16 protein-coding genes and 2 pseudogenes are annotated in these 24,697 nt (G+C 60.5%); 11 read left to right on the top strand and 7 right to left on the bottom strand.

Annotated elements, in window-relative coordinates:
* Window positions 1-47 precede the first annotated feature (47 nt).
* The 6 genes from MBTS_RS00270 (at window position 48) to MBTS_RS00245 (ending at window position 6,849) form a co-directional block, all read left to right on the top strand.
* On the top strand, window positions 48-941 hold the full coding sequence (locus MBTS_RS00270; protein ID WP_192214849.1) for a LysR substrate-binding domain-containing protein: 894 nt from the start codon (window positions 48-50) through the stop codon (window positions 939-941).
* Window positions 942-1,536: 595 nt separating this feature from the next.
* Window positions 1,537-2,886: a site-specific DNA-methyltransferase gene (locus tag MBTS_RS00265; RefSeq protein ID WP_238254106.1), complete on the top strand. Its 1,350-nt coding sequence runs from the start codon at window positions 1,537-1,539 to the stop codon at window positions 2,884-2,886.
* A gap of 23 nt (window positions 2,887-2,909) precedes the next feature.
* Window positions 2,910-3,353 (top strand): DUF5681 domain-containing protein, encoded by a 444-nt coding sequence (locus tag MBTS_RS00260; RefSeq protein WP_192214848.1) that lies wholly within the window; start codon window positions 2,910-2,912, stop codon window positions 3,351-3,353.
* 735 nt (window positions 3,354-4,088) lie between these two features.
* Complete coding sequence (locus MBTS_RS00255; RefSeq protein WP_192214847.1) at window positions 4,089-4,619, top strand: DUF3489 domain-containing protein; 531 nt, start codon at window positions 4,089-4,091, stop codon at window positions 4,617-4,619.
* Window positions 4,619-5,167 (top strand): DUF2924 domain-containing protein, encoded by a 549-nt coding sequence (locus tag MBTS_RS00250; RefSeq protein ID WP_192214846.1) that lies wholly within the window; start codon window positions 4,619-4,621, stop codon window positions 5,165-5,167. The genes MBTS_RS00255 and MBTS_RS00250 overlap by 1 nt, the downstream gene beginning before the upstream one ends.
* Window positions 5,167-6,849 (top strand): recombinase family protein, encoded by a 1,683-nt coding sequence (locus MBTS_RS00245; RefSeq protein ID WP_192214845.1) that lies wholly within the window; start codon window positions 5,167-5,169, stop codon window positions 6,847-6,849. The genes MBTS_RS00250 and MBTS_RS00245 overlap by 1 nt, the downstream gene beginning before the upstream one ends.
* 85 nt (window positions 6,850-6,934) lie before the next feature.
* Here MBTS_RS00245 and MBTS_RS00240 read toward each other — a convergent pair whose 3' ends face one another.
* The 4 genes from MBTS_RS00240 to MBTS_RS00225 form a co-directional block, all read right to left on the bottom strand.
* Complete coding sequence (locus tag MBTS_RS00240; RefSeq protein ID WP_192214844.1) at window positions 6,935-8,584, bottom strand: ISL3 family transposase; 1,650 nt, start codon at window positions 8,582-8,584, stop codon at window positions 6,935-6,937.
* Between the two features lie 360 nt (window positions 8,585-8,944).
* Entirely contained in the window at window positions 8,945-10,087 is a 1,143-nt protein-coding gene (locus tag MBTS_RS00235) for a hypothetical protein (protein WP_192214843.1), read from the bottom strand.
* A 957-nt stretch (window positions 10,088-11,044) separates the two neighbouring features.
* Window positions 11,045-13,585: an amidohydrolase family protein gene (locus MBTS_RS00230; protein WP_192214842.1), complete on the bottom strand. Its 2,541-nt coding sequence runs from the start codon at window positions 13,583-13,585 to the stop codon at window positions 11,045-11,047.
* Window positions 13,586-13,590: 5 nt separating this feature from the next.
* Window positions 13,591-16,758 (bottom strand): hypothetical protein, encoded by a 3,168-nt coding sequence (locus MBTS_RS00225; RefSeq protein ID WP_192214841.1) that lies wholly within the window; start codon window positions 16,756-16,758, stop codon window positions 13,591-13,593.
* A gap of 129 nt (window positions 16,759-16,887) precedes the next feature.
* Here MBTS_RS00225 and MBTS_RS00220 point away from each other — a divergent pair.
* The 3 genes and pseudogenes from MBTS_RS00220 to MBTS_RS00210 all read left to right on the top strand — a co-directional run bounded on the left by MBTS_RS00220 (window position 16,888) and on the right by MBTS_RS00210 (window position 20,183).
* A pseudogene (locus tag MBTS_RS00220) lies at window positions 16,888-17,874 on the top strand (DDE-type integrase/transposase/recombinase).
* A 222-nt stretch (window positions 17,875-18,096) separates the two neighbouring features.
* Window positions 18,097-19,248 (top strand): T6SS phospholipase effector Tle1-like catalytic domain-containing protein, encoded by a 1,152-nt coding sequence (locus tag MBTS_RS00215; RefSeq protein ID WP_192214840.1) that lies wholly within the window; start codon window positions 18,097-18,099, stop codon window positions 19,246-19,248.
* Window positions 19,212-20,183, top strand: coding sequence for an FRG domain-containing protein (locus MBTS_RS00210; RefSeq protein ID WP_192214839.1), 972 nt, complete (start codon window positions 19,212-19,214; stop codon window positions 20,181-20,183). Before MBTS_RS00215 ends, MBTS_RS00210 begins: the two co-directional genes overlap by 37 nt.
* 63 nt (window positions 20,184-20,246) lie before the next feature.
* On the opposite strand, the gene MBTS_RS00205 is transcribed toward MBTS_RS00210, so the two are convergent.
* Together MBTS_RS00205 and MBTS_RS00200 are read right to left on the bottom strand one after the other, a co-directional pair.
* On the bottom strand, window positions 20,247-20,450 hold the full coding sequence (locus tag MBTS_RS00205) for a DUF2958 domain-containing protein (protein ID WP_192214838.1): 204 nt from the start codon (window positions 20,448-20,450) through the stop codon (window positions 20,247-20,249).
* A gap of 106 nt (window positions 20,451-20,556) precedes the next feature.
* Window positions 20,557-21,650: pseudogene (locus MBTS_RS00200) on the bottom strand (IS630 family transposase).
* A gap of 382 nt (window positions 21,651-22,032) precedes the next feature.
* Between MBTS_RS00200 and MBTS_RS00195 the strand changes: the two are divergent.
* Window positions 22,033-22,959 carry a YDG/SRA domain-containing protein gene (locus tag MBTS_RS00195; protein WP_192214837.1) on the top strand — a complete coding sequence of 309 codons (927 nt, stop codon included), beginning with the start codon at window positions 22,033-22,035 and terminating at the stop codon, window positions 22,957-22,959.
* 57 nt (window positions 22,960-23,016) lie between these two features.
* The gene (locus MBTS_RS00190; RefSeq protein WP_192214836.1) at window positions 23,017-23,925 is read left to right on the top strand and encodes a hypothetical protein; all 909 of its coding nucleotides are present in this window, start codon (window positions 23,017-23,019) and stop codon (window positions 23,923-23,925) included.
* A gap of 154 nt (window positions 23,926-24,079) precedes the next feature.
* On the opposite strand, the gene MBTS_RS00185 is transcribed toward MBTS_RS00190, so the two are convergent.
* Window positions 24,080-24,565, bottom strand: a complete 486-nt coding sequence (locus MBTS_RS00185; RefSeq protein ID WP_283206635.1) for an ADP-ribosylglycohydrolase family protein — start codon at window positions 24,563-24,565, stop codon at window positions 24,080-24,082.
* Window positions 24,566-24,697: the final 132 nt, after the last annotated feature.

The following is a 24,697-nucleotide window of genomic DNA, read 5'->3' as shown; positions in this document are numbered from 1 at the left end:
TGCGAATAGGCCTTAAAAATGGCACTTAGCGTTCCAATTGGGGAACGATGATGCGTCCAGACCTCAACGACTACGTCACCTTCGCCGAGGTTGTCGCCCATGGCGGCTTCACCGCCGCGGGTCGAGCACTCCGCGAGCCGAAGTCGAAGCTGAGCCGCCGTGTCTCAGCGCTGGAGGCCCGACTCGGGGTGCGGCTCATTGAGCGCTCCAGCCGGCGCTTCCGCGTCACCGAGGTCGGACAGACCTTCTACGAGCGCTGCCGTGCCATGATGCTGGAGGCGGAGCGGGCCGAAGCGATTATCGCGGAAGCCCAGGCCGAACCGCATGGGCGCATCCGCATGAGTTGCCCGCGGAACCTCGTGACGGTCGTGTCCGTGATCATTCGCGGCTTCCTCGACCGCTTCCTGAAGGTCCAGTTGCAGCTCGTCGTAACGGATCGAGCCGTCGATCTGATCGAGGAGCGGATCGATGTCGCGCTGCGCGTCCGCTACGAACTGACGAGCGATGCGTCCCTTACCATGCGGTCCCTCGGCCGCTCCCGCTGGATCCTTGTCGCAAGCCCACAGGTCGCGAGCGGCCTCGGCGCCGACCTTGCCGACCTCGCCTCCGTCCCCACCATGGGCACAAGCGACGGGGCGGGCGAAACCACTTGGATGCTGGAGCGCGAGGACGGGACAGCGCATGTGATGCGCCACGAGCCGCGCTTGACCTGTGCCGACTACGCGGTTCTCTGCGATGCCGCAGCGGACGGGCTGGGCGTTGCCTTCCTGCCCGATCACGCTTGTGCGGCGCACATCGACTCCGGAAGGCTCGTCCGCGTCTTCCGGGACTGGCGGAGCAGGGATGGCATCGTCCATCTCGTGTTCACTACCCGCCGCGGCCTGCCACCCGCCGTCCGCGCCCTCATCGACCATCTGGCGAAGGAGTTTCCGGATCTGTGAGGGTCCAAAACCTCCAGTTGATGCTCGGCTCCCGCAGCATGGCGGACCTCAGACGGCCGATGAATGGCTGCTTCCGGGAAGCGCCGATGCTGGTCTTCGCGACCAGCATATGGTGGAAACGGATGCGGCTCTGACGTCAGCTTCCATGCATCGCCGCCCGGGAACGGACTGGCCGAAATCCACCCATGACGGACGTAGGACGGAAACATCACGGCACGTAGCTCCTATCGGCGTGCCGAAAAATGATGTGAAAGGGGGCAGATCGCTGATTTGTATTTTCCTTTGATACCGAGAAGCTAGCAAAAGAACGTCTTGACACCCGACGGGCAAATTGCGCATTTTTACTAAGTCGAGGTCACTACGTCCGCAGTAGACCAGCTTCGGCCCACCCGCAATCGTGATCCTCCTCGAACGGCGCGCCTAGAACAGCTCGCTGCGTGATTGCATGTCCCCTCGCCCCGCGGCACCTGCCCCGGGGCGTTCTTGTCTCCGGGCCTGACAGGCCCTCCTCTCAAACCACCACGTCGACTTTGACCCTGCTGCCCTTCGGCACGCGGGCCCGTCGTCGTGCGCGCTTTCCAAGGACATCCCCATCTTGACGACGAACACGCCTGCTTTCCCCACGGCCGGGTTGACCATCCTCGACCAGGCTCCGGCTGCCCTCAGGGCCAACCCGCGCAACGCCCGTACCCATTCGAAGAAGCAGATCACCATGATCGCCGACAGCATCAGGGCGTTCGGCTTCACCGTGCCGCTCGTCGTCGACGAGGCCGGCCTCGTGCTCGCCGGACATGGACGTTTGCTCGCGGCGAAGCAGCTTGGCCTGCCCACCGTCCCGACCGTCCGGCTGGATCACCTGAGTGAGACGCAGAAGCGCGCCTATGCCATCGCCGACAACAAGATCGCGACTCTGGCCGGCTGGGATCGGGCGACCCTCGCCCTCGAGCTTGGTGAACTCGCCATCCACCTGCCCGAGATCGGCCTCGATCTGTCGATCACCGGTTTCGAGATCGCCGAACTCGATCTGCTGACGGGGGATCTCGAAGAGGAGCGCCTCGCTTCGCGCGAGGACGAGTGTGTTAAGCCCGAAGAACCGGTCTCGCAGCTCGGTGACCTGTGGCAGCTTGGCCCGCACCGGATCCTTTGCGGCAGCGCGTGCAGCCGCGATGATGTCGAGCGTCTGATGGGTGGACGAGAGGCCGACATGGTCTTCACCGATCCACCCTACAACGTGCCCGTCAACGGCCACGTCATGGGCCGTGGCCGGGTCCAGCATCGCGAGTTCGTCATGGGCTCGGGCGAGATGACGGAGGAGGCCTTCACCGCCTTCCTAACCGAGAGCCTCGGCAATGCCGTCTCGGTCTCGTGTGATGGGGCCCTGCACTACGTCTGCATGGATTGGCGTCACCTACCGGAGCTGCATGCCGCGACCCGCCCGCTCTACGGCGAGCAGAAGAACCTGATCGTGTGGAGCAAGACCAATCCGGGGCAGGGCTCGCTCTACCGCTCGCAGCACGAACTGATCGCGCTCTACAAAGTCGGTACAGCCAGCCACACCAACAACGTCGAGCTTGGCCGGCACGGCCGCAACCGTTCGAACGTGTGGATCTATTCCGGGGTCAACACCTTCAAGGGCGCGGGCGATCTGGCGCTGCATCCCACGGTCAAGCCGGTGGCCCTGGTCGTCGATGCGATCAAGGATGTGACGCGCCGCGGTGCGATCGTCCTCGATCCGTTCTCCGGCAGCGGTACGACCCTGCTGGCTGCGGAGAAGACGGGGCGGGAGGCGCGGGTGCTCGAACTCGACCCGGTCTATGTCGATGTCGCTATCCGGCGCTGGCAGGCCTTCACGGGACGAGACGCCATCCTCGACGGCACGGACGAGACCTGGGACGAGGTCCGATCGGCCCGTACGGCCCCTGCCCTGCTCGAGGAGGCTGCGTGATGGCTGGGAACACGAGCACCACGATGACCGAACCCAAGCGGCCCACCGGGTACGAGGTCGGATACGGCAAGCCGCCGGCCGACCATCGCTTCCGGAAGGGCCAGTCCGGCAATCCCCGCGGCCGGCCCCGAGGCCACTCGGCGCCACTCGGCCGGCGCGATCTTCTGGACGCATTTACCCAGGCTGCACGTGAGCCGATCACCATCACCAAGGATGGCCGCACGATCCGGACAACCCAGATCGAGGCCCTGGCCCATCAGCTCACCCGGAAGGCCATGCAGGGCGATATGAAAGCCGCCAAGCTCCTTTTCGATAACATCAAGGCCTTGGCGCCGAAGACAGAGCCCGACGGCATGTCCCATGAGGAATGGCTGGACGTTCTGGACGACAGTCCAAAAGATCCACCCAGCATCGAGGTTCGGTTCGTCAGCCCGGGAGACGTCCTTCTGGAACCCGCGGGCACCTGAGCGTCCTGCCCCGATCCGTAGAACATCGTGCAGCCGGAGAGCCTCGCGGCTCTCCGGCTTTCTTGCGTTTGACCCGAGACGATCCCTGCTCACAGCGATCGGCTTGCCTGTTTCGACGACACGCGTCCCTGTTCGGATGAGACCAATTCCCTGTTCCGCCGCACAGGGAATTGGTCCTTAAATCATTGCATCTGCTGCAGTATTGCCGACCAAAATCGCGCCCGAGAGCTGCACTCCTCCGTTTTCCCTGTTGTTTTCCCTGTTAGCAGGGAAACGGCGCTAGAGACCGGTTTGGACGGGATGCGTGCCCCACCACTCACTCCCCACGAACGACGGACGTTCGCGTTTGGCCGGAGACGTGCCGCGTCTCAAGGGCATAGCGAAAAGCTGCCGTTTTTAGGCCTCTTCTCCGGGGCGTTCCTGCGGCCCGGATTCTCGGCGATTTCGGCTAGTTTCTCGCTGGTCGTCGGTGCAGCTTCCGCAGCCTTGCAGGTGGCTTAGCTGGAGACCGGTTCGCAGGCCAGCGGAGCCTTGGTTCGCTGGCGGCCGTGCACTGGCGTGTGAGCGATTACCGCCACTTCGGACTGGACTTGCGCTGCGAATGGAGCGGAACTGTCAGCGTCCTTGAGGCCGCCGACGCGGTACGCCTTCGACCCCCTGCCGATCCCTCGCGATCCGCAGGGTTGCGCTGGTGGCAGCAGACCCGCTGCCCAACCCTCGCAAGGTCCACCCGTAATGATCGACGACACGCACCACGCACTGCTGAAGACCGCCGCCGAGTCACACGACCAGCTGATCGCCCGGCCCGCAGGGCTGAACACCAGAGCCGCCAAGGCGCTGTTCGCCAAGCTCTGCAGGACCGCGCTGGCGGTCGAGGTCGTCGTCACCGGGGATGAGCGGCACTGGCATCAAGACCAGCGCGGTCCGATCGGGCTGCGCCTGACGCCAGCCGGCCAGCAAAGCCTTGGCTTCGGGCTCGCCGTAAGCGTCCTCGCCGCCTCGCGGCCGGTTCTGGATGCCGGATCGGACAGGGCTGAGATGAAGCCGCGATCCGGTACGAAGCAGGCGCTGATCATCGCGATGCTGCGGCGTGACGAGGGCGCCACGCTCGCCGACCTGATGGCTGCCACCGGCTGGCTCGCCCATTCGACGCGTGCCGCCCTGACCGGCCTGCGCAAGCGCGGGATGATCCTCACGAAGGGATGCGATGCCGAGGGTCGGACCGTCTACCGCCTGACCGACGATGCCACGGTTGAGGTCCGGTGATGGCCGCCGTGATCAGCCCCAAGCTCAAGCGCGAGATCGAGGCGCTTGCCTCCCTCGATCTGGGCGACCTGCGCATCCGCTGGCGGCAGCACCTGCGAACCGCCCCTCCCCCGCATCTGTCCCGCACCCTGATGGTTCGGCTCCTCGCGTACCGCATCCAGGCCAAGGTGCTGGGCGACCTCGATCGCGACAGCGCTCGGCTGCTCGATCGGATCGCGAGGGAACGTCTGCGCCGCCGCGCCGCCGCCGAACGCGCGGCCAAGCCGAAGGCGCCGCCTATCGTCCCGCCGATCCCGGCGCCCGGGCTTCGGCCCGGCACGCTGCTGGTGCGGGAGTTCGGGGGCGAGGTTCAAACCGTCACCGTGATGACGGGTAGGTTTGCCTGGAGGGAGACGACCTATGCCAGCCTGTCGGAGGTTGCTCGCGCCATCACCGGCACCCGCTGGAACGGACCCCGCTTCTTCGGCCTGTGGGACAAGGTCCCCACCGGAGCGCCAAGCGGGGCCGAAGCGGCATCGATAGTTGTGGCCGTGGGAGGGATGTCGTGATGGCATCCCTCTCCAAGCCGTCGCACCTCAAAGCCCAGCCTCCGAAGATCCAAGCACCCAAAAGCCAGGCTCCTAAATCCCAAGCCCAGAAGTCCCTGCGCTGTGCGATCTACACCCGCAAATCCACCGAGCACGGTCTCGATCAGGCCTTCAACTCCCTCGACAACCAGCGCGAGGCCGCCGAGGCCTACATCAAGAGCCAGGCGCATGAGGGCTGGCGCCTGCTGCCGGAGGCCTACGACGATGGCGGTGTCTCAGGCGGCAGCCTCGAGCGTCCGGCCCTGCAGCGGCTGCTTGCCGAAGTCGAGGCGGGACGCGTCGATGTGGTGGTGGTCTACAAGGTCGACCGGCTCACCCGCGCCCTCTCGGACTTTGCCAAGCTCGTCGAGCTGTTCGACGCGCACGGCGTCTCTTTCGTCTCGGTGACCCAGGCCTTCAATACCACCAACAGCATGGGGCGGCTGACGCTTAACGTCCTGCTGTCGTTTGCCCAGTTCGAGCGCGAGGTCACGGCCGAGCGCATCCGCGACAAGATCGCGGCCTCGAAGCGTAAGGGCATGCGCATGGGCGGACCTGTGCCACTAGGCTACCGCGTCCATGACAAAAAACTGGTCCCCTGCCCCATGGAGGCTGATCAGGTGCGAACGATTTTTGAGCGCTACCTCGCGCTTGGATGCTTGAACGGATTGGCGGCCGATCTGCAAAGCCGGGGTATTCTGACGAAGCGATCCCCCCGCCGAGATGGCACGATCCGGGGCGGCATCCCCTTCACCAAGGGTCCGCTGGCCTATCTCCTGCGCAACCGGGTCTATATCGGCGAGGTGATCCACAAGGACCGGCATTACCCCGGAGAGCACGAGGGCATCGTCCCACGCGAGCTGTTCGATGCGGTCCAGGCAGCGCTGAGCGAGAAGGCGCAGGCGCAAGGTTCCATCCGGGGCAACACCGGATCATGGCTGACGGGGCTGCTCTACGACGATCGCGGCAATCGGATGACGCCAAGCTCGGCGAGGAAGGGCGCTCTGCACTACCGCTACTACGTCTCACGCGCCCTCGAAACGGGGCAGCGCAGCGAGGCGGGCTCGGTCTCGCGGGTTTCTGCACCCGAGATCGAGCAGGCCGTGCGGGAGGCGCTAACACCACCCTCCCCTAACCAACCTTCACCATCCGAAGAGATGCCGCTGCTCGCCCAGGTGAGCCGCATCGTCGTTCACCCGAGCCACCTGGCGATCAGCTTCGTCGAGCCGGGCGAGGTAGGGCGCGACGAGAGGGCTGGCGGAGCAGAAGGCACCGAGCCGTCTCCGCTCCGTGTGCCCTGGTCGGCCCGACCAATCCGTCGTCGGCGCGAGGTCATCCACGCTGAGGGTGATGAGGGGGCAGCGTCGCCGCGGCCGATGCGGGTCGAGACCCGAGCGCGCCTCGTCGACGGGATCGCCAAGGCGCGCTTCTGGCTCGATGATCTTGTCAGCGGCCGTGTCGCCGACACCCATGCCATCGCCGTAGCGGAAGGCTGCAGTGAGCGCTCGGTGCGTATGACCCTCAACCTCGCCTTCCTCGCCCCGTCCGTCATTCAAGCAGCGATCGCCGGCACATTGCCGGAAGGGGCCGGTATCTCCGTGCTCATGAACGTGCCCATGGTCTGGAGCGAATATCCTAACGCTTGCGACGGCAACGCAAAGTGAAAGAGCACTTGCTAGGCTTCACCAAATATCCATGCAGTCCTATTGATCGGCCCCAACGAGGTGGCTCTTCGCCAAGTTTGGTGGATTAGGCTGCGAGGAGGAACCGTCGTCGTAGGAGATCGAGATTGGCGAGGCCGTACATGGCGCGCTTCAAGAGCTTGAGACGCGTGATCTGCCATTCGGCTTGTCCACTGCTCCAAGGCAGTGTCAGCGCGGAGCGAACAGCATCTCTATCCTGACCGAGGCCAGCAGCGAAGCTCTCGACGATCCGGACACCGCAGGTTTGCGCGTCGCCCAGCCATTCATCGAACGCCGTGACATCTGATTTTCCTGACGGCTGCTGGCCACAGCGGCTCCGGACGATCCGGCAGAACCGGCGGCCGAAATCGACGACCTTGGCCGCCTCGGTATCCTGCAGGACGCGCGAGACGACCGCGGCTGCCTCGGGGCCGAGGTCTTCGGGCTCCCGTAGGAGATACCAGGACAGCTTCTTGGATGAGGCCAGGGGTGATGCGGTGGAGGTCGCAACACGGATGTCAGCCGGTGCTGGCGACGACCGAATAGTCGTTCCAGCCGGGCCTGCGCGCCACTCGGACAACCAGCGACGCACCTGCTTCGAGGTGCCAGCAAAGCCGATACCCTGAAGTTCGCGCCAGAGCTGCGCAGCGTTCTCGCAGCCCTCCTCGAGGCGGCCATGCAGATGCCCGAGATAAGGATCGAGCATGCTCGGCTTCGGTTCACGCATACCGTTCCGGGGGAAGCTCTCGGCGAAGGCGTACTTGCGTACCGTCGCTCGGGCCAAGCCAGTCTCGCGATTGATGCGCCGAAGCGAGTGCCCCTCCGCATGGCGGCGACGCACGTCGTCATAGGCCGCTTCCCATCGACCACGGGCCGCGGCCCGCACGAGCATCTCGGACCGTGCGCGCGGGTAGGGCGCGACGCGCTGAATCAATGGCGATGACGGGGCCACGGCCGGCAACAGCTTCAGACGCGGATGGACGCGGGCGAGCCAGCGCTCGACCATCTGTCGGGTATTGAGCAGGAGATGCCACCGATCCGCGACCTGAACGGCATCGGGCGCACCCATGGCGGTCCCGCGCGCATATTCGGTCGAGCGGTCCCGTGCCACGACCTGGATATGTGGGTCGCGCCGGAGCCGGGCCGCCAGCGTCGAGGCCGAACGATCCGGTAGCAGGTCGATGGGACGGCGGCGTTCGAGGTCGACGAGAATGGTGCCATAGGTTCGGCCCTTGCGCAGGACCCAGTCGTCGACACCGACGATGATCGGTTTGGATCCGGGCGGCAGCGGCCATTTGCGGATACCCCGCAGCAGCGTCGTGGCACTGGTCGGCATCGCCAGGTGCGGCAGCAGCCGGGCGGTGGGTGTGGCACCGAGCGCCAGCGCGGTCCGAACCTGGGCATCGGCCAGGCGGCGGGTCCTCTGAGCGTAGCGGTCGAGGAGGCGGGGCAGACGCTCGGCGAAGGTCCGACGCGCGCAAACAGGATCGTGGCAGTAGAAACGTCGGATCGTCAGGGTCAGACGCACCTCCTGACCGATCGTCGGCAGGTAGGCGGGACGCCGGTGATAGCGACTATGCACCGACCGGCTGACTGTATGACAGCGTGGGCAACGGGCATGATCGCGCTTCGCTTGAGCGGCAATGCAAAGAGCAGCGCTCTCCTCACGCCTGACGTGGAGAAGGCGACAACCGGGGATATGACAGAGTAGGGTCATGCCCTGATCTGAGAATCCCCGCCCGGTTCAGCCAGGAGCTCCCTCCCAGCATTCGCCCCAACAACCCAATCCACCAGACTTGGCGAAGAGCCACTTCAATGGCGGCGAATCATTACCTCACCGCCCCTGCGGCGTTTTTTCGAGGACGCAATGCAGGGAGAGCGTAATTCTCCCGTACGAGGATCATGACTCCCCCGGTCGCATTTATGAAATAAGTAGGACGTTCTTCTGCTGGCGCCGTCGCCATCTGACGTTCTTTATTCCGGTTCTCCTCGCTGGCATTTATGAAATAGAGGGGAGCGAAAACGCCAATAAACGCCCCTATCTCGATTCCAACATTATTTTATTCAAATACGACACTCAAATTTCTCCCGGCGGCTTCCTAACAAGACCTATTAGACGAAGAAACTCCTCGTCGCGAGCGTTACTTTTCCATTTATTTATGAACTTGCATACAACTTGCAGGTTTCCGACCTCATAATGCTTGTCGCTATCTTTTCGATCTAGGGACGGGCGCCTCTGTTTATCATCGCCCTTTCCAACGTAATGGAATGTTATGCCAGTCAGCGCACACTTATCCTCCTGCTTTTCGAGCAATGCCTCGATGTAGGTTTGCAGGCCGGTTTTTGACATCCACAGCTCTTTGACCTTCCGGGTCGTCTCTACTATCTGCCCATTTGCTTGGCGCACCGTTTCCATGGTCATATTTGCCATGTCAAAGACGGCAACTTGCCTGCCGTCGTATTTCTTCGAGTTCGAAGCTTTGCCTTTTGCGCTCGCGATCAACCGATCGTCATCCCCATCGAGTTCCGGGCGCACAAGTAGCCAACAGAAGGAGTGAGCATCGACCAATCCGGCGTCGGATAGATTGGGCATGGTCTGGAGCTCGGCCTGCACCGATTTCAGCGCTTCGATGTATTGCTGATAGTTCGCCCAGGTACAATGACCTTCGGTCTTCAGACTCAATTGCAAATCGCGAAAAGCCTTGTCGAACGTCTGCACGCGGATCGGCATGAAGCGCTGCGAATCCCGCAGGAAGAACAGATAGGCGACCAAATCGTAGCGAGGTCCTGCGATCTCCAGCAGCTCCTCAAAGGCATCTTCAGGATCGCCATTCTCGCGATAGAATTCAAAAGCCCATGACTCGGCGCGCTTCGTCAGCGCCGGCTCTTCCTGCGCATCAAGCAGTTCACGATGGGAGCGACTGGCGTGCCCATGCTCATTCGCCCAGCTGACAAAGCCGTTGGCGTCTCCTTCAACCCCCTTTGGGATTTCGATTGCGTAGATCAGCCGCTTCAGGATGGCGCCGCTGCCGACAGAGCTTTTCTGCCAAGTATGGACTTGGAGGCGTTTCAGGCCTCGCTGCCGTAGCCCTTCCTTGTAGCCCTCCCATTCAAACGGCAGGCCCTCATTAAATGAGACAAAAGGAATTTTGGTTTTTCGTAAAACCCGATCTTGCATGACCTTAAGTTGTTGCTGAAACACTTCTTTGCTTAACTGCATAGTGAGCCCCGATTTGCCCTCGAATACAATTTGTCATTAGCAGTGTGACTGAGTGAACCTACCCGTGCATAACATGCACGGAGACATCTGCAATGACTTTTCGCGGCAATCGCCGACGCTCTGCTACGTGGCCGCCGAGTGCTCTCAAAAGGCCCTGACGTGCCCCACTTCCCCACGCCCCCGGCGTCACCACACGTGCCACCCTGGAGCCGTCAAAAGTGTGTTTCGGCGTACAACTTTGGTTCATCCGCAGTTTTGGTGCCGAGAGGTGCTACAGGCTCAGTTGGCGAAGTTGGAGCGTCTCCCGGCCGTTGATCACGCGGCATAGAGCACCCTCTGCTGCAGAATTCGGTTCACAAATCCACCAAAAAAAATCACCAGCCTGCCCAGTTTTATCAGTCCCCTAAAAAATACAGAGCTGGAAATATGAGCTATATAAAAGCCGTTGCGGACACAATCACTTTGGCTCTTAAAAAATTATAAAGTGTGTCTCGAGGATCTCCGGATCTTTGGTTCCAGTATGACGTAAAAAATCCTTCCCCCTTTTGTAGGATGATTATGCCCGTACTTATCTTCCGGGCTGACCGTCTTTAATCATACCCGCCAATTTTGTCTCAATGCAGCTTTTTATATCTTTCGCGCTGACCACGTTTCGATTATCAAAAGAGCCATCGTATGCGCAGCATGCACTGCCAGCCAAGCGTGACGTGGCTCTAAGTTATGCCTTTTCTTTTCAACGTTTCCCTTGCCTTGAGCCGATCCTTCATGGGTGCGCGCAATGCGGCTACTCCATTAGCAACGCTAAGTAAGCCTTGCAGGATTCGTCTGAGGTCATCATCGGCAAGCGCGCCGGGAGCCAAGCCAAGATGTTTTGCCGTTTCTGGCCAGAGAGCGCCAAGCCCCCTCATCTTCGGCACAGGGTGGCCTGCGGCCTTCAGATAGGTCCTGCAAACGCTTTCAAGGATCGCAGTCAGGAGGAAAGCGGTGTGCGCGGCCGTTCGCGTTTAGCTGCTCCAACCGACCAGCTGTCTCGGACGCGGTCAGCTTGAACCTTTGGCGCAGGACACTCCCAATCGCAGCGTACTCGTTGCGGAGGTTTGTCGCGAAGATTCCGGGGTCGTCGCTCCCAACGCAAACGGTGGGCCAGTTCGTGATCGTCGGCTCGCACAGGCCGAGCCAGCGGTAGAGATGATGCTCGGCCATGCTGTCATAGAAACTGATCCGCAGGTTGCTTGTCGGCAGCGTCTCTAAGACCACCCCGCGTTCGTTGACGAAACCGAGTGCGTGGTCCTGCAATGCCGTGAAAGCTTTTTCTGAGATCTGCGCCGCCTCCACGTCGACGCGCTCGTTCGCCCGCTTCGGGTCGAGGGCGTGCCGCTCGCTGAAGACCTCGTAGGCGGCCCCGGACCGGGCGACCATGTCCGCGATCAAGCGAAGCTCGGATGAGCGCTGCTCGTCCAAGGCAGTCTGAGACAGGAACTGTGCTTCTTGGGCGACGGCCTCGCCCGTGAGCACCTGGCCGTTTCTCAGAAGGCTTCGCTCCACCGCCCGCACTTCGAGCGCATCGAGGCGGCGCAGCTCCCAGGCCCGGTGGAGAAGATCGGGGCTTCGCTCTTGCCCGTAGAGGATCTCAGAGTGCTCGGCGATCAGACGCCCGAGAAGGAGCATGTCCTGGGCGTACCCCCCGACCGCCGCCAGTGAGCGGAAGGCAAAGACCGCGTCGTCCAGAACGTCAATCCGGCTCAGCACCGCGCGCGGGGCCGTCCTGGATAGCCAGAGCGCCGGATCGATGCCGAGAGCCGTCGCGTGGCCGATACGATCCCCGGAGCGAAGGTCCAAAAAGACAAGCGCCTCCACAACCGACCTGATTCCCGACAACAGGTGCCGAAAGTCCTCACCGACGTGGAAAGTAGCGCGGGAGATGCCCGCGCGGCGCGCGAGGCGGAAGGCGGGCGCGAACGGTTCGGGTGGGGCGTGCAGCTCGTTGGAAGCCCCGTCGATCCCCTGGAGCAGCGCTCTCACCGTCGCGCTGCCCTTCCGGAGCGTCTCTAGGACGCGGGCCTGCTCGTTGAGCCCGATCCGCAAGTCGCTGTCGCGGCATCGCCGGCTGCGGTCGTTGTCGTCGGTTGCACGACGCTTAATGAAGTGGGCGACGAGGGCGAACTCTGCATTCGCACGCCCCGACGGGCCGCAGGGGGCGATCCCGCAATGGCGGCCGAAAAGGCACCGCGGCGGCGCGCCTCGGAGGTCTCGCTCCCGCCGATCGGACCGGCAGCCCCGGAAATCAAGATAGCCACCCACGATGTCAGCGATGAGGGTCCGGGTCTTGGTTACGGTTGCCTTGGGCGCGAAGCGGCCTTCCAGGTGTCGAAGCGTGTCGAAGGGCTCGTGGCCATTCAACTGGCGGAAGCGGGCGAGGTAGCGGCGCTCAATCCTTTCCCGGGTACCGAGCAGGGTGTACTTCTGGAATTGGTCGAAGCCGCTCTCGTCGACCTGCTGGACCGCAAGGCGCGCCAGCTGGGTGAGCATTAGGAGGTTGAAGTAGAGCCCGGCCCCGATCACCTTGTGTCCCGGGTCGCGCCGAAGAGTGGCAAGGCAGCAGTATAGGAAGGCCGCCTCTTCGATTATCGGCCGGTGCGGTGGCCCGCCGAACAGTACGCAGGCCGGATGCATGCTCAGGGGACTGCCCAGCGGGCGGGGCCAGTCACCGTCCGGAAGGTCGAACACCGCCGCCCGCAGCAAGGCTTCGAGGCCTGTCGCCAGGGGGGCCTTTCCCGCCTTTCCTCCGAGGTCGGGCTTAAGCTCCGCGACGAGGTGCCGGCGCACGCGCCGGGCCGCGCGAAGCCGCTGGTAGACACCGTAGGGCCCCAGCCCCGGCTCCAGCTGTTCGTAGAGCTCTAGAGACGGCTCCGGGCTCTTGCCTTGCGCCTCTTTGAGCTCGGCATAGAACGCGTCCGGTGCGCTACACGCGTCCGGCCACAGCACGTCGAGCTCCGTCGAGCCGTTGAGGTGCATGTGCAGCTCGTTCAGCCCCTCGCGAGCGACAAGGTCGTCGAGGCTGGGATCCGCGGCCCCGATGAGCGCCGTCTCGCCGATCTCCTTCGCCAGGAACGGGCGCGGGTCCACGCCATGGGCGGGCCCGCGCCCCTCGTTCACTAGAAAGGCGACTATTACGGCAAGCGGCGAGAGGAACGGCAGGAGCTCGTGCCACTCCCCAAATAGCTCGTAGCGCACAGCCACGCGCCGACCCCGCCGCTCCAGATAGCGCTCGGCGAGGCTCCCAAGGACGATCCAGGGTAAGTCTCCCACGTGTTGGGCGTCCCCGAGGCGATGCTCAAGGTAGCCCTTGTAGAAGTGGTCCGGCCGCCCGACACCCGACCGCCGCTCGGCGATAAAGATCCGCCGCCGCGTCTCCTCAATAGACGGCACCTGCCCCCGGCCAAGCATGGCCAAGCCGTAAGTGTCGCTGAAGCCGCGGCGGTAAATGAGAGAGGCCATGCGGATTAAATCTGCTTTTTTGGACTTTTTCTGGAAACCTTCGTCACTGCCCTTGGCCTCAAAGGCCTTTCCTCAGTTTTTATCTCAGTAGATACTGAGGAAATTAATTCCCCTAATTCAGAAGTTCTCTGCTGGGCTGGCTTTGAGCTGGCTGCTTGTCCCTGAATAGGAACAGAGTTTAGAAGGAGTTGTGGGCCTTCCAGTTTTAGAACATATTCAGAAGTCTTAAACTCAATCTCAAAACTCGGAACCTGCTTCGTCGCCTCCACAACGGCCGCTTTGTAGAGATCAAATACTTCTCTATCTGCACTCCGAGGCGCGACGCGTCCAGTGAATGCAATTTTGCCGCTAGCAAGATAATACCCCCACAGGGGGCACGAAAAAACTGATTTGAAGAAGCGGACGTTCTGGTCATTCTTTACGTTTGGATTCTTTTTAAGGGTTTTCAACACTTCAAGAAGCGGTGCGCTATGTCTAACTGGGTTGTTCATCGCCTGAGGTTCCGGCGAAATGCCCGATGCGCGCACCGCCTCCAGGCCCACCGCATGTAGAAAGGCCGTGATAGATCGGTGCATCAACACTCCCAGATAGCGGGTTTCGCCGAGCTTGAGCTCGCTGGATATGGCGTCGAACGCGTAGGTAAACCTCGTCCACATGCGGGAGAGCGTGACTGGAGCGACCGTTATGGGCCTCTGCTCGATCTCAAGGCTTTTGAGCCATTCTGCGAGCAGATGAGAAAGTGGGGTCGGGGGTGCGACAGGCTTGTCGCCAGGGGTAGAGGCAGTGTTCGCGGCCGTCTCACGCGGAGAACCCTCGTTGCCCGGTCGTTCATCGGTCGAGCTGTCACCTCCGGAGAACGTCGTCGTGGGATAGCTCCTACGGCTCACGAGCGTGTTCATGATGCTCTTGACTGTCTCCTCTGAGATGCTCGGCTGTCTTGAACCGATCATCTCGGAGATGAATGCGATGAGGCGGAGGACCGAGTAGGCTCCGTTCTCTGCTCCTTGACCACTGACGATGTGAAAAGCCGGCAACATGGCGGCGAAGCACGCGTCTCCGGTGAGGCCGGCCTCGAGGCTTGCAAGAGAGTTGGCAAGGATCGATCTGGATCCGGTTTCGGAAAGGAGTTGCGTCGGAGAGCCTCCTGAGGCTTCTTTCAGAGCTTGGTGATAGCCGTGCATCGGTGCTGGAATCGCATCCAGAAGCCGACTCTTTTGGTCCGTCGCACTTCCTTCGAAAGCCTTCTTCAAGAAGGCTCTGACGTCCTCCGCTTTCGCAACTCCGTACAGTTGTAGCGCTGCAGCATCGCCGGGCATCGTGTGCTTAGCCAATACAATGGCGCCGCTCAGCCGTATGCGACGATTAACCTGACGCCCCCGGCCAGCATCCCAGGCTGCCAACCGGCTAACGAACTGGGTTGCGCGTTCCGCCATCCCGGCATTGACGTGCTCTAGCAAGGCTTGAAGGTCTCGCGCACCGTTTTCGGTAGACCGATCCGATGCCCTCTGAGGGATCCAAATGACCTCGCCTCGATCCAGCTTCTCGCGGATCGTCGAGATCCGAAGCCAGTAATCGACCATAGCGTGAGGCTGGCGGAGGAACAGTTCGACGAGCTGAGCCGCGATCCGGATGCTGACGAAGTCGATTTTCTCATCGACGCCGCCTGGATGGCAGCGCGACATTGCCAACCAGAGATCAGGCTTTGAGGCCATCCACTCGCTCAGTGCTCCCAGTACCCGGCCCGAGTTCGGATCCGTGAGACCGGACTCATCAAGATCGAGACTCATCAGGGACGTCGACGCGACCTGTCTCAGTATGTCCAATGCGGCGGCGCTGGCTCGTTCGAGTTCGCCACCGGAGGGCGCTTCCTTCGCGGCGACAAGGTCCCAGGCGCCTGCCATCACTTGCAAGCCGCTCCGCATCGGAAGCCGGAGCACGGTCGCGCGGATTAGCTCCTGATCGGCGCTCGATTTAATGCAGAGAAGCCGCTCTGCGAATCGACGGGAGGTATCGCGCTCTTTCGCCGACCCCGGCGTCGCCGACCGCGAGGCGTGAAACTCTATTTCATTGCTTTGGCTCGTCAGATGCAGCAGCGGAGCCAGCTCTATCCGGTTCTCCGGGCGCACGATCTTTACGAGGTATTGGTCCTGGAGAACGTCCACTGTCTTAACTAGCTGATCGGCGTACGAGCCCGATCCGCCCACCTCCTGCTCAATTTTGAAAACCTTCTGTTCGACGTCCAGGAAGTCCTTCGTGATCTGCTTCCACTGCTGCTGGCGCACTAGCAAATTGTAGAGTTTTAGGTCGCCGGCGAGGATCACCTTCAGGTGCGGCGTCGCGAAGTACTTTCGGAGCGCCTCAAGAACCGGCCAGCCTTTATCAAAGGATGTGTCTACGTCGTCGATGGCGAGGACGAAGGCATCCGCGCCTATGAAAGAGCAGGCTTCCCTGACGTAGTGGTGGAACGCCCGCTCGAACCCGCCGGCGCTGCGCGCCTTGTCAAGGCCGCGATCGAGCACGTAGTCGGCGTCCGCCCAGTCCTTGCCATAAAGTGCGTCGTTACCAATGCCGTCGAGGAGGGTGAGGCCAGCGGCCAGCTCGCGCAGTGCCGCTTTGAAATCTTCGTACGTACCCTTCTTCGCAGCCTCGTTGCGGCGGTGCACATGGTCCACTGCGACCTTGATCTTCTCGATGACGATGACGACGATGTTCTGCTTCGTCTCGATGAGGGTCGGGTCGACGATCCCGAGGCTGTAGAGGGCCGCCAGCTTTTCGTCCGCCTTGCCCGTGGGCACATACGGTCTGTAGGCCGATGCGCCCTTCTCGATGAGACGCAGGATGTCGATCAGGAAGGTTGTCTTGCCGTCCCCTCGCCGTGCACTCACTAGGATGGCCTCGTGGCGGCGGTTGGGCATGACATTGAGCGCGCGGGGCCGGGACTTGAAGCGGTCGTCCTGCTCGGGCTCCTCCCGACCTGGCATTGCCGCGAGCTTGCGCAGGACCTGCCGCATGGCATCCTGCCGGATGCCGGTCTCTACGTTGCCGCCGTACGACTCGCCGTCGCCGGATCCCGCCCAATCCAGATCGATCTCAATCTTGCCCACCGGCCCCTCATACGTCTGAGCTCTTCGTTCATAACGGTAGGTCGCCCTTGGGGAGATGTCGACCGTCAAGGTTGTTCCACAAGATGAGGGCTGTTTGGTTGCGGAACGTTGTTGGGATGCTGCTCGTTGGGCAATCGAGGAACACGCTTGGCGTTTTGAGGGATCGCGCCGCGCTGCGACCATCAGGAGGAGCCGCTGATGCTCGCCATCCATCCGAATGCCCGCACCACCCCGGCCGTGCGCGCCGAGATCGCCAGTTCCTCTGAGGGCTCCAGCGTTCTGGACCGGCGCTACGGCGTCTCGACCGAGACCATTCGCAAGTGGCGGCAGCGCGGTCCCACCGACTGTCGGGATCGCTCGGCCCGACCCCACAAGCTACCCTGGCGTGCCAGCGATGGAGAGCGCGCCATTGTGTGTGCGCTCCGCCGCAGCACCGGCTTTCCTCTCGATGCGCTGACCTTCGTCGTCAGCCACTTCCTGCCGCACCTGAACCGGGATGCGGTCTACCGCATCCTCAAGGCCTAGGGCCTCAATCGCCTGCCGCCCTCCGAATACGTCCGCAAGCCACATGGCATCTTCAAAGACTACGAGGTCGGCTTCGTGCACGTCGACGTGAAGCACCTTCCCAAACTGCGTGATCGAGATGGCATCACCCGCAAGCGCTACCTGTACGTCGCCATGGACCGCGCCTCGCGCTTTGTCCACCTCGCTGTCAAAGACGACGAGACGGCCGCATCCGCCGTCGCCTTCCTGACAGATGCGCTCGGTGCCTTTCCCTTCCGGGTGCTCCCCCTGCTGACCGACCGCGGATCCTGCTTCACCGCCGATGCCTTCGAGGCCGCCTGTCAGCGCCACGCCGTGCAGCACCGCAAGACCCGACCCTACACGCCAAAGACCAATGGCATGGTCGAGCGCTTCAACGGTCGGGTGCAGCGGGAGGTGTTGGACATTACGCTCTGCAGCCACGGCGACTTGGAGATCGTCCTGCGCGGCTTCAACGCGGCCTGCAATGGTCGCCGCCAGCGCGTACTGAAGGGGCTTTCGCCCGAGATGGTCCTGCGCCTGCGCATCGAAGCCGATCCTGCGCTGGCCAATCCAGCTTACAGACCGCTCAAGCCCGGCATCCTCCGGAAAGCCCTTCGCATCGTTGCAGATGCCAAGGAGGTCTCACAACCAGACAACTAGTCAGAGAAGACTTTCAGAAGCCCCACAGCCCTCACCGGCGCGGAGCTTTGGTATTCTTCCTTCGTCTTGTCGCACTCTGTTCGAATCATACGGTCTGAACCACGGCAAAACCATCGACGAAGAAGTTGGTGCTGTTGACAAATTCTAAAACCCACTTGGCACCTCCATCCCTGTAGTCTAAAGATTCATCGTTTTTTCTAGCTCAAATTATGCGAGAGGTTCATGTCAAGAAAAGGTGGCCACAGGCATCTAATATACTTAATTGATGGCACTTGGCTCTGGGCCGGCAGTGATCGATCTCTCGACAGATATTCAAATATTTACAGATTGAATTTACTGCTGGAGCAAGAGGCAAAAGATGGTAAAGCCCAAATTGTTTATTATTCGAGGGGCCTAGGCTCAATATCTGGCATGGACAAGTACAGGTCCGGAGGATTTTCGTACGGCATTGATGCCAATATTGCCGATATCTATCTAAACATATGCTCCAATTATGAGCCGGGCGACAAAATTTATTTGTTCGGCTTTTCTCGCGGTGCGGTTGTTGCGCGAGCGTTGACTGGCCTGCTGTCGCTGGGGATTCTGGATGCCAAGCATATTAATTTATTTGAGCACGTCTGGCGAGATTTCACGGGCAAAGATGATGTTTCCTTCCTGGGGGCACCCGAAGAAACCTCAGCACATAGAAACATTGGCGAGTACAAATCAAAATGCTCAGATGTCGAACCGTCTATTGAGTTCGTAGGAGCTTTTGACACAGTGTCAGGAGGTTATGGGCTTGCTGAGGTTGCACAAGTACTTAGGCTGGGCCAACGTAGATTGTTGCCTAATGTAAAAAATGCTGTACATATAATGGCAATTGATGAGACGAGAAAATTTTTTCGTCCAACACTCTGGGCCGGTAGGCAAGTGTCTCAGGAAATCAAAAGAAATAAAACTTCAGCTCATTTCGAACAGATTTGGATGCCCGGCGTACATTCGGATGTCGGCGGCGCGTATGCTGATCGCTACCTTGGCGACCTTAGTCTTTTGACAATGATAGATAGATTAATCGCTAAAACAGATTTATCTTTTGATAAAAATTCTTACCATAAGATACATGGCACTTTGTCAGTTCCTTACATGGGAGATTTTATCAGGATCCACAACGAGCGGACGAAGTATTGGAAATATCTATCTCGAAAAAACGATTATAGGCAAGTCGACGAAAATATCGAACAATCTCTACATCCTTTTTGTGGAAAACTTAATGGCTCGGTGGTCCTTTATAAAAACGAGAGGAGCAACCACATATACAAGTTGCCAAGTAATTTTACAAATCTGCCATACGCGAAGGAATGGCTTTCTGGCGAATTTCTCTCCCTCATAAATTAGATGTCATTCATACTGAGTTATCTCAAAGCACTGACAGGTTTATAAGCATGACAATAAAAACGATCCCATATACGGACGCTACTACCCTCTTCGGCAAACTAGAGGATCTTGCATTATCTGGTGGACAATATGCATTTCGGGGGCACCAAAATTCTAATTGGCTAATTGAGTCTACTCTGACTCGATATACAAATATACCTATGAATAGCTTTCAGGCCGATTTAGAAGAAATGCTAATTTATTTCATGTATAAAATGAAATCCTTGGACTCTATACCTTTCGATAATTTTGATCGCCGATCAATTTTGGAATTTGGCCGTCATTACGGAGTTCCCACGCCCGTTATAGATTTCAGCTGGTCGCCGTATGTTGCAACTTATTTTGCTTTCAGCAGTATTCAATGGCGATACGCTGCGCCAGTAAATACAGAAACAAATGAAGCACAAAATGCGGCTATAATAGCTCTCGATACACAATTACTGGCTCAAGGCTGGGTGAAATCTTTTCAATTACGCCCGGAGGAGTACGATAATTTCCTCTACGAGTCCCCCGATTTCTTTGCCACTGAGTACCCTGCGGATGTTTTAAAGTTTATCCACTTTCCGGCCAGCTGGAACCGACGCATGCAAAGCCAGCAGGGCTGTTTTGTATATGATGCACTAACCAACGCATCAGGTGCGCAATTCCGCTCGTTTCATGATTTTGTTGAAAAGATACAAGAGCCTTCTCAACCGGGCGGCGGCAAAAAGCCTACAGCTTATAAATTCCTTGTTCCTCATAGCGAGGCTGGAAGAGTATTTGCAAAGTTGGAGCTGATGAATATCAATGGTATAAATCTTATCGATCGCGAGGGTGTGGCATCAGACATCAAGAACACATACAATTATAACCGGAAATCAGGATATACTTGGGACCTGCTCATTTCTGGCAAGTGACCCTCTTGTAGAGCACGCCGCACGCTGGCGCAGTGTGCTCCTCGATGTAGCGGGGACCGGCGCTCATGCAGCCGCCATCAGCTCGACGATGTGTTCCGTCCGATGGGCGACCGCAGCGAAGGCGAACAGCGGTCCCTTGGCCTCGGACCAGAGATTACACTCGACCGGCAAGCCCAGTTTGCGGCGCACATTCTGCAACTCCGACAGGGGCACGAAGCCGAGTTCAGGGTAGCCGAGGCCGCGAGTGGGGGCCGGCCACCGATACAAGTACCGATGCCTATTGAAGGTCCGGTTTCTCAGCTTGAAGGAGCGATCTCGAATGACAATGTCGGGTCGAACGCGGACCTGGTTAACAGGTGCCTAGTGCACTGACTCAGACGGATGGTTCAGGGGTTCGGCTGACGGCTGCGAGGATGTCGGTAGCGGGTTTGGTCCATACGAAGGGTCTGGCGCGTCGGTTATGCTAGGCGATGTAGCGTTTGATCGCCGCCTGCAGGTCGACGACGCCGGTGGAGGAGCCGCGCCGCAACCGACGCCGGGTGAGCGCTGAGAAGAAGCCCTCGACCGCGTTGAGCCAGGAGGCGGAGGTCGGGGTGAAGTGGAAGGTCTAGCGCGGGTGGCGGGCAAGCCAGGCGTGCACCTTCGGATGCTTGTGGGTGGCGACGTTGTCGAGGATCGCGTGGATCGCCTTCTCGGGCGGGACGGTGGCCTCGACGGCGTTGAGGAAGCGGATGAACTCACTGTTCCGGTGGCGCTGCATGCAGCGGCCGAGCACGATGCCCGCCAGGACGTCGAGGGCGGCAAACAGCGTCGTGGTGCCGTGACGGGTATAGTCGTGGGTCTGAGCGGCGGGATGGCCAAAGGCGAGCGGACCGTCGGGGCGGGTCCTCTCCAGCGCCTAGATCTGGCTCTCCTCATCCTGAGGTCCTCGAAGGATCATCGATGGACAGCACCACCGCGCGGGCGGGTGGGTCTCGTGTTGTGGCCGACCACATCCTCGACCTTGGTGGCGAAGGCGGGATCGTGCGAGGGCTTGAACGTGCGCAGCCGATGCGGCTGGAGGCGGTGAGCGTCCCAGATCCGCTGCACGGAGCGGAGCGAGATCCCGACAGAGCGGGCCACGGCACGGCCGGTCCAGTGCGTGACCTCGCCCGGCGGCTCTGAGCAGGTCAGCGCTAGTACCTCGGCCAGCGTCTCAGTCGAATGGGGTGGTGTCCCGGGCGGGCGCGTCTTGTCGCGCAGCAGACCTTCGACGCCCACCTCAGCATAGCGCAGCTGCCAGCGCTACACAGCCGGACAGCTGACGCCCGCCCCCCGGGCAACGTCCTGGACGCTTAGGCGCTCGGCTGAGAGCAGGACGATGCGGGCGCGCTGAGTGTGCTTGAGCGGACGGGAGCGGTCGCTGGCGATCGCAGCCAGCCGTGCCGCATCTGTCGCATCGAGAAGCACGCATACTGTCTGAGCCATTGCCCAGACTCGCACGTCTCACTGTATGCGTGAATCCTTCGTCCGCGTCAGTGCACTAGCGTCCAATGCCACTCACTTGCCTGTCACTTCTCCGACCCGTCGGCGTGTGACAGGATTCACTCCTCTAAGATTAAAACAATAATACATTGGGCATCTAAAACAAAAATACTTTTATAAATCTTATTAATAAGTAGTATTCCCAAGCATTGCGGGGCATCGCAAATAAATAATTAGGTCTTGGTAACTGTGTAATATCACATTATGATTTAATTGTCGCCGCAGATGACGTTTGCCTCGGGCAGCCGTCCCTGTCATTCTGACCTCTGATGATGAATGAGCCATCGGCCTTGGTCTTACCACAGGCGCATTCTGGGGGGGTATCATGCCTACGACGGCCAACGAGACTGGTGAGTCCACCCGCGTAAACAAGACTCTGATCGGCTCCCTGCGAGGCGTTGAGGTGGGCAGCCTGTTCGACAGCCGGCGCGCGCTCCACGACGCAGGTGCGCACCGGGCTCTTCAGGCTGGCATTGTGGGTCGCCGCGAGTTCGGAGCCGAGTCAATCGTGCTGTCGGGAGGCTACTTTGACGACGAGGACCACGGCTCCTCAATTATCTACACCGGTGCAGGTGGACGGGATCCCAAGACCGGCAGGCAGATCGCCGACCAGGATTTCACGGGTCACAACCAGGCGCTTGTCACGAGCTGCCTCAACGGTTTGCTGGTTCGAGTCGTACGTGGCGCAGTACATCGCTCACCACACTCGCCGCCATTCGGTTACCGCTACGATGGCCTATTTCGCGTTGAGCGGTACTGGCGTGAGCGGGGTCGAGACGGATTCCTAATCTGCCGGTTTCAGCTTGAGGCTGAAGTTGGTGAATCTGCAAGGGCTGATCCCCGACCCGGGAGCGAGCTACCAGGTGAAGACTCAACACGCCGGACCCAGGTCACGGCCTTGCGGGTCGTGCGCGATACCGCTCTTGGTCGATCCATCAAGAGGCTTCACGACTACACCTGCCAGGCCTGTGGGATTCGACTGCTCTGCGAGGGAGGACCCTACGCGGAGGCTGCTCATGTAAAGCCATTAGGGTCGCCTCACCATGGGCCTGACCGGACGGAGAACATCCTGTGTCTGTGCCCGAACCATCATGTCCTGTTCGACAATGGTGGGTTCACGATTGAGGAGGATCTATCCCTTCGAGGGCTAACTGGATGCTTACGGTTGGCCCGGGGTCATTCCGTTGCTGCCGAGTACCTCGCCTATCATCGAGCGCTATGGGAGCACAGCACGCCAGGTTCCCTCAATTAAATCCGATGGCTCCGCTTGAGCGAGCTATGCGACAGATCCTCGGCACGGGTGAGTGAAATGGCAGAATTTGGTGTGCTGGAAGATGTGCCTGTCCGGATTGGTTGGTCGCACGAGGCCCATGCTTTTACGCCCTGGCTGGCTCAGAACCTCGGCCGCTTGGGCAGCGCGGTCGGGCTCCAGTTGGAGCACGTCCAGTCCGAGGCTGCTGTCGATTCGTTCGCTGCCGACATACTCGCCCGCAACGTGCAAGACAGTTCACACGTTTTGATCGAGAACCAGCTCGAGGTCAGCGATCACACCCACCTCGGTCAAATCATGACCTACCTTGCGGGCTTGGACGCTCGCGCTGTAATCTGGGTAGCGCCTCAGTTCCGCGAACCGCATCTATCTGCCATTCGCTGGCTCAACCAGCACACAGCCGAAGACTTTGCGTTTTTCGCAGTTCAACTCAGAATTGTGCGAATTGGAGACTCGCCTCTCGCTCCGCTCTTCGACGTACTGGAGCGCCCTAACGGTTGGGAGCGACGGCTTCAAGGAAGCACACAGGAGAGCGGACGGCGTACTGCTTTGGGTGAGCAACGTCTCACTTTCTGGACGGCTTTCTGCGAGCGTCTTCCCAACGAGAGTGCCTATGGCGTGCCGACGGCTGCATCCAGCCGCACGGTACCACTCGACGACAAGGGTCTTGTCGTGGCTCGCTATCTTGCTGTTCAAGAAGTTGGATTGTTCATCCGTGGGCCCGCCCGCACCGCACCATCACTGACTGCGGAGCGCCTCGCACCGTTGGCGTCAACCCTAAGCGAGCGGCTCGGAACTCCCTTCAATCCCACTAGCCCATACTTCTTCATCAAAAAGTTGTCGGTTCGCTATGTCGACGAAGGCGAACGTGAACGGATCATCAGATGGTTAGACGCTGAAACCGAGCGCTACGTGTCGGTGCTGCGCAGCATTTCTGAACTCGGATAATGAAACGCTCCGAATTGCATCCGCGTCTGAACCCGCTGGACGACTGAGGTGAAATCGATGTGAGGGCAATCGAGCCGCTCGCGGCAGGAAAGCCTCAGAAGAGGCCGACGCTAGGCATGGAGTCCGCCATGACTGCCTCCATTGCGCCAACCTTCTACATGGATGGGTCGGACAATCGGACGAGCTGTGCGGCGAGGGTCTCCAACCGACCGCGCCAAGCCAGGGGCTCGAGCCAGTGCAGAGGGATGGATGGGGCTCCGAACACAGCGCCGGCGATCTGACCGGTGACCGCACCGACGGTATCCGCGTCGCCCGCGAGATTGACGGCGAGCACCAGTGCCTCCTCGAAGCTCGCAGACTGGCTCGTGCACCAGAGCGCCGCCTCCAGGGTGTCGATCACGTAGCCCGAGGACTTGATCTGCGGTCGCGCTTTGCCGCGCCAGGTGCCTGCCGCAATGTCTCGGACCCGAGCCGCACCGTCCCATGGACGGGGCTGAAGTGCGTCTTTACCGGCTCCCCGGATCGCTTCGCGCAGGATCCGCACGAACACCCTGGCCGCGCGGTTCACCGCCGGGCAACTCGCGGTCCTGCGGATCGTCGCTGACGAAGTGCTGGCAAGCGCCTTCTTCGAGAAGCACACAGGCTGCCGCGAAGAACGACGTCCGCGCCGTGACGAGGTGCCAGCCGCCTACTTCGGTCCGGTAGCTTCTGCCTGCAACTCCACCGTCGTCCGGTCGCCGAGTCATGAGAGGTAATATGGTAGGCGTGCCCA

The sequence above is a fragment of the Methylobacterium bullatum genome, assembly GCF_014845095.1.
Lineage (GTDB): Bacteria > Pseudomonadota > Alphaproteobacteria > Rhizobiales > Beijerinckiaceae > Methylobacterium > Methylobacterium bullatum.
Note: the sequence above shows the minus strand (reverse complement) of the source record. Positions and strands in the feature narration are given on the sequence as shown.

Coding starts and splice junctions, on each gene's coding strand:
- MBTS_RS00240 (WP_192214844.1), bottom strand. CDS start 8,584: ATGACCCTACTCTGTCATATCCCCGGTTGTCGCCTTCTCCACGTCAGG.
- MBTS_RS00270 (WP_192214849.1), top strand. CDS start 48: ATGATGCGTCCAGACCTCAACGACTACGTCACCTTCGCCGAGGTTGTC.
- MBTS_RS00230 (WP_192214842.1), bottom strand. CDS start 13,585: ATGGCCTCTCTCATTTACCGCCGCGGCTTCAGCGACACTTACGGCTTG.
- MBTS_RS00245 (WP_192214845.1), top strand. CDS start 5,167: ATGGCATCCCTCTCCAAGCCGTCGCACCTCAAAGCCCAGCCTCCGAAG.
- MBTS_RS00210 (WP_192214839.1), top strand. CDS start 19,212: ATGGCTTTCTGGCGAATTTCTCTCCCTCATAAATTAGATGTCATTCAT.
- MBTS_RS00190 (WP_192214836.1), top strand. CDS start 23,017: ATGGCAGAATTTGGTGTGCTGGAAGATGTGCCTGTCCGGATTGGTTGG.
- MBTS_RS00255 (WP_192214847.1), top strand. CDS start 4,089: ATGATCGACGACACGCACCACGCACTGCTGAAGACCGCCGCCGAGTCA.
- MBTS_RS00260 (WP_192214848.1), top strand. CDS start 2,910: ATGACCGAACCCAAGCGGCCCACCGGGTACGAGGTCGGATACGGCAAG.
- MBTS_RS00215 (WP_192214840.1), top strand. CDS start 18,097: ATGTCAAGAAAAGGTGGCCACAGGCATCTAATATACTTAATTGATGGC.
- MBTS_RS00235 (WP_192214843.1), bottom strand. CDS start 10,087: ATGCAGTTAAGCAAAGAAGTGTTTCAGCAACAACTTAAGGTCATGCAA.
- MBTS_RS00250 (WP_192214846.1), top strand. CDS start 4,619: ATGGCCGCCGTGATCAGCCCCAAGCTCAAGCGCGAGATCGAGGCGCTT.
- MBTS_RS00195 (WP_192214837.1), top strand. CDS start 22,033: ATGCCTACGACGGCCAACGAGACTGGTGAGTCCACCCGCGTAAACAAG.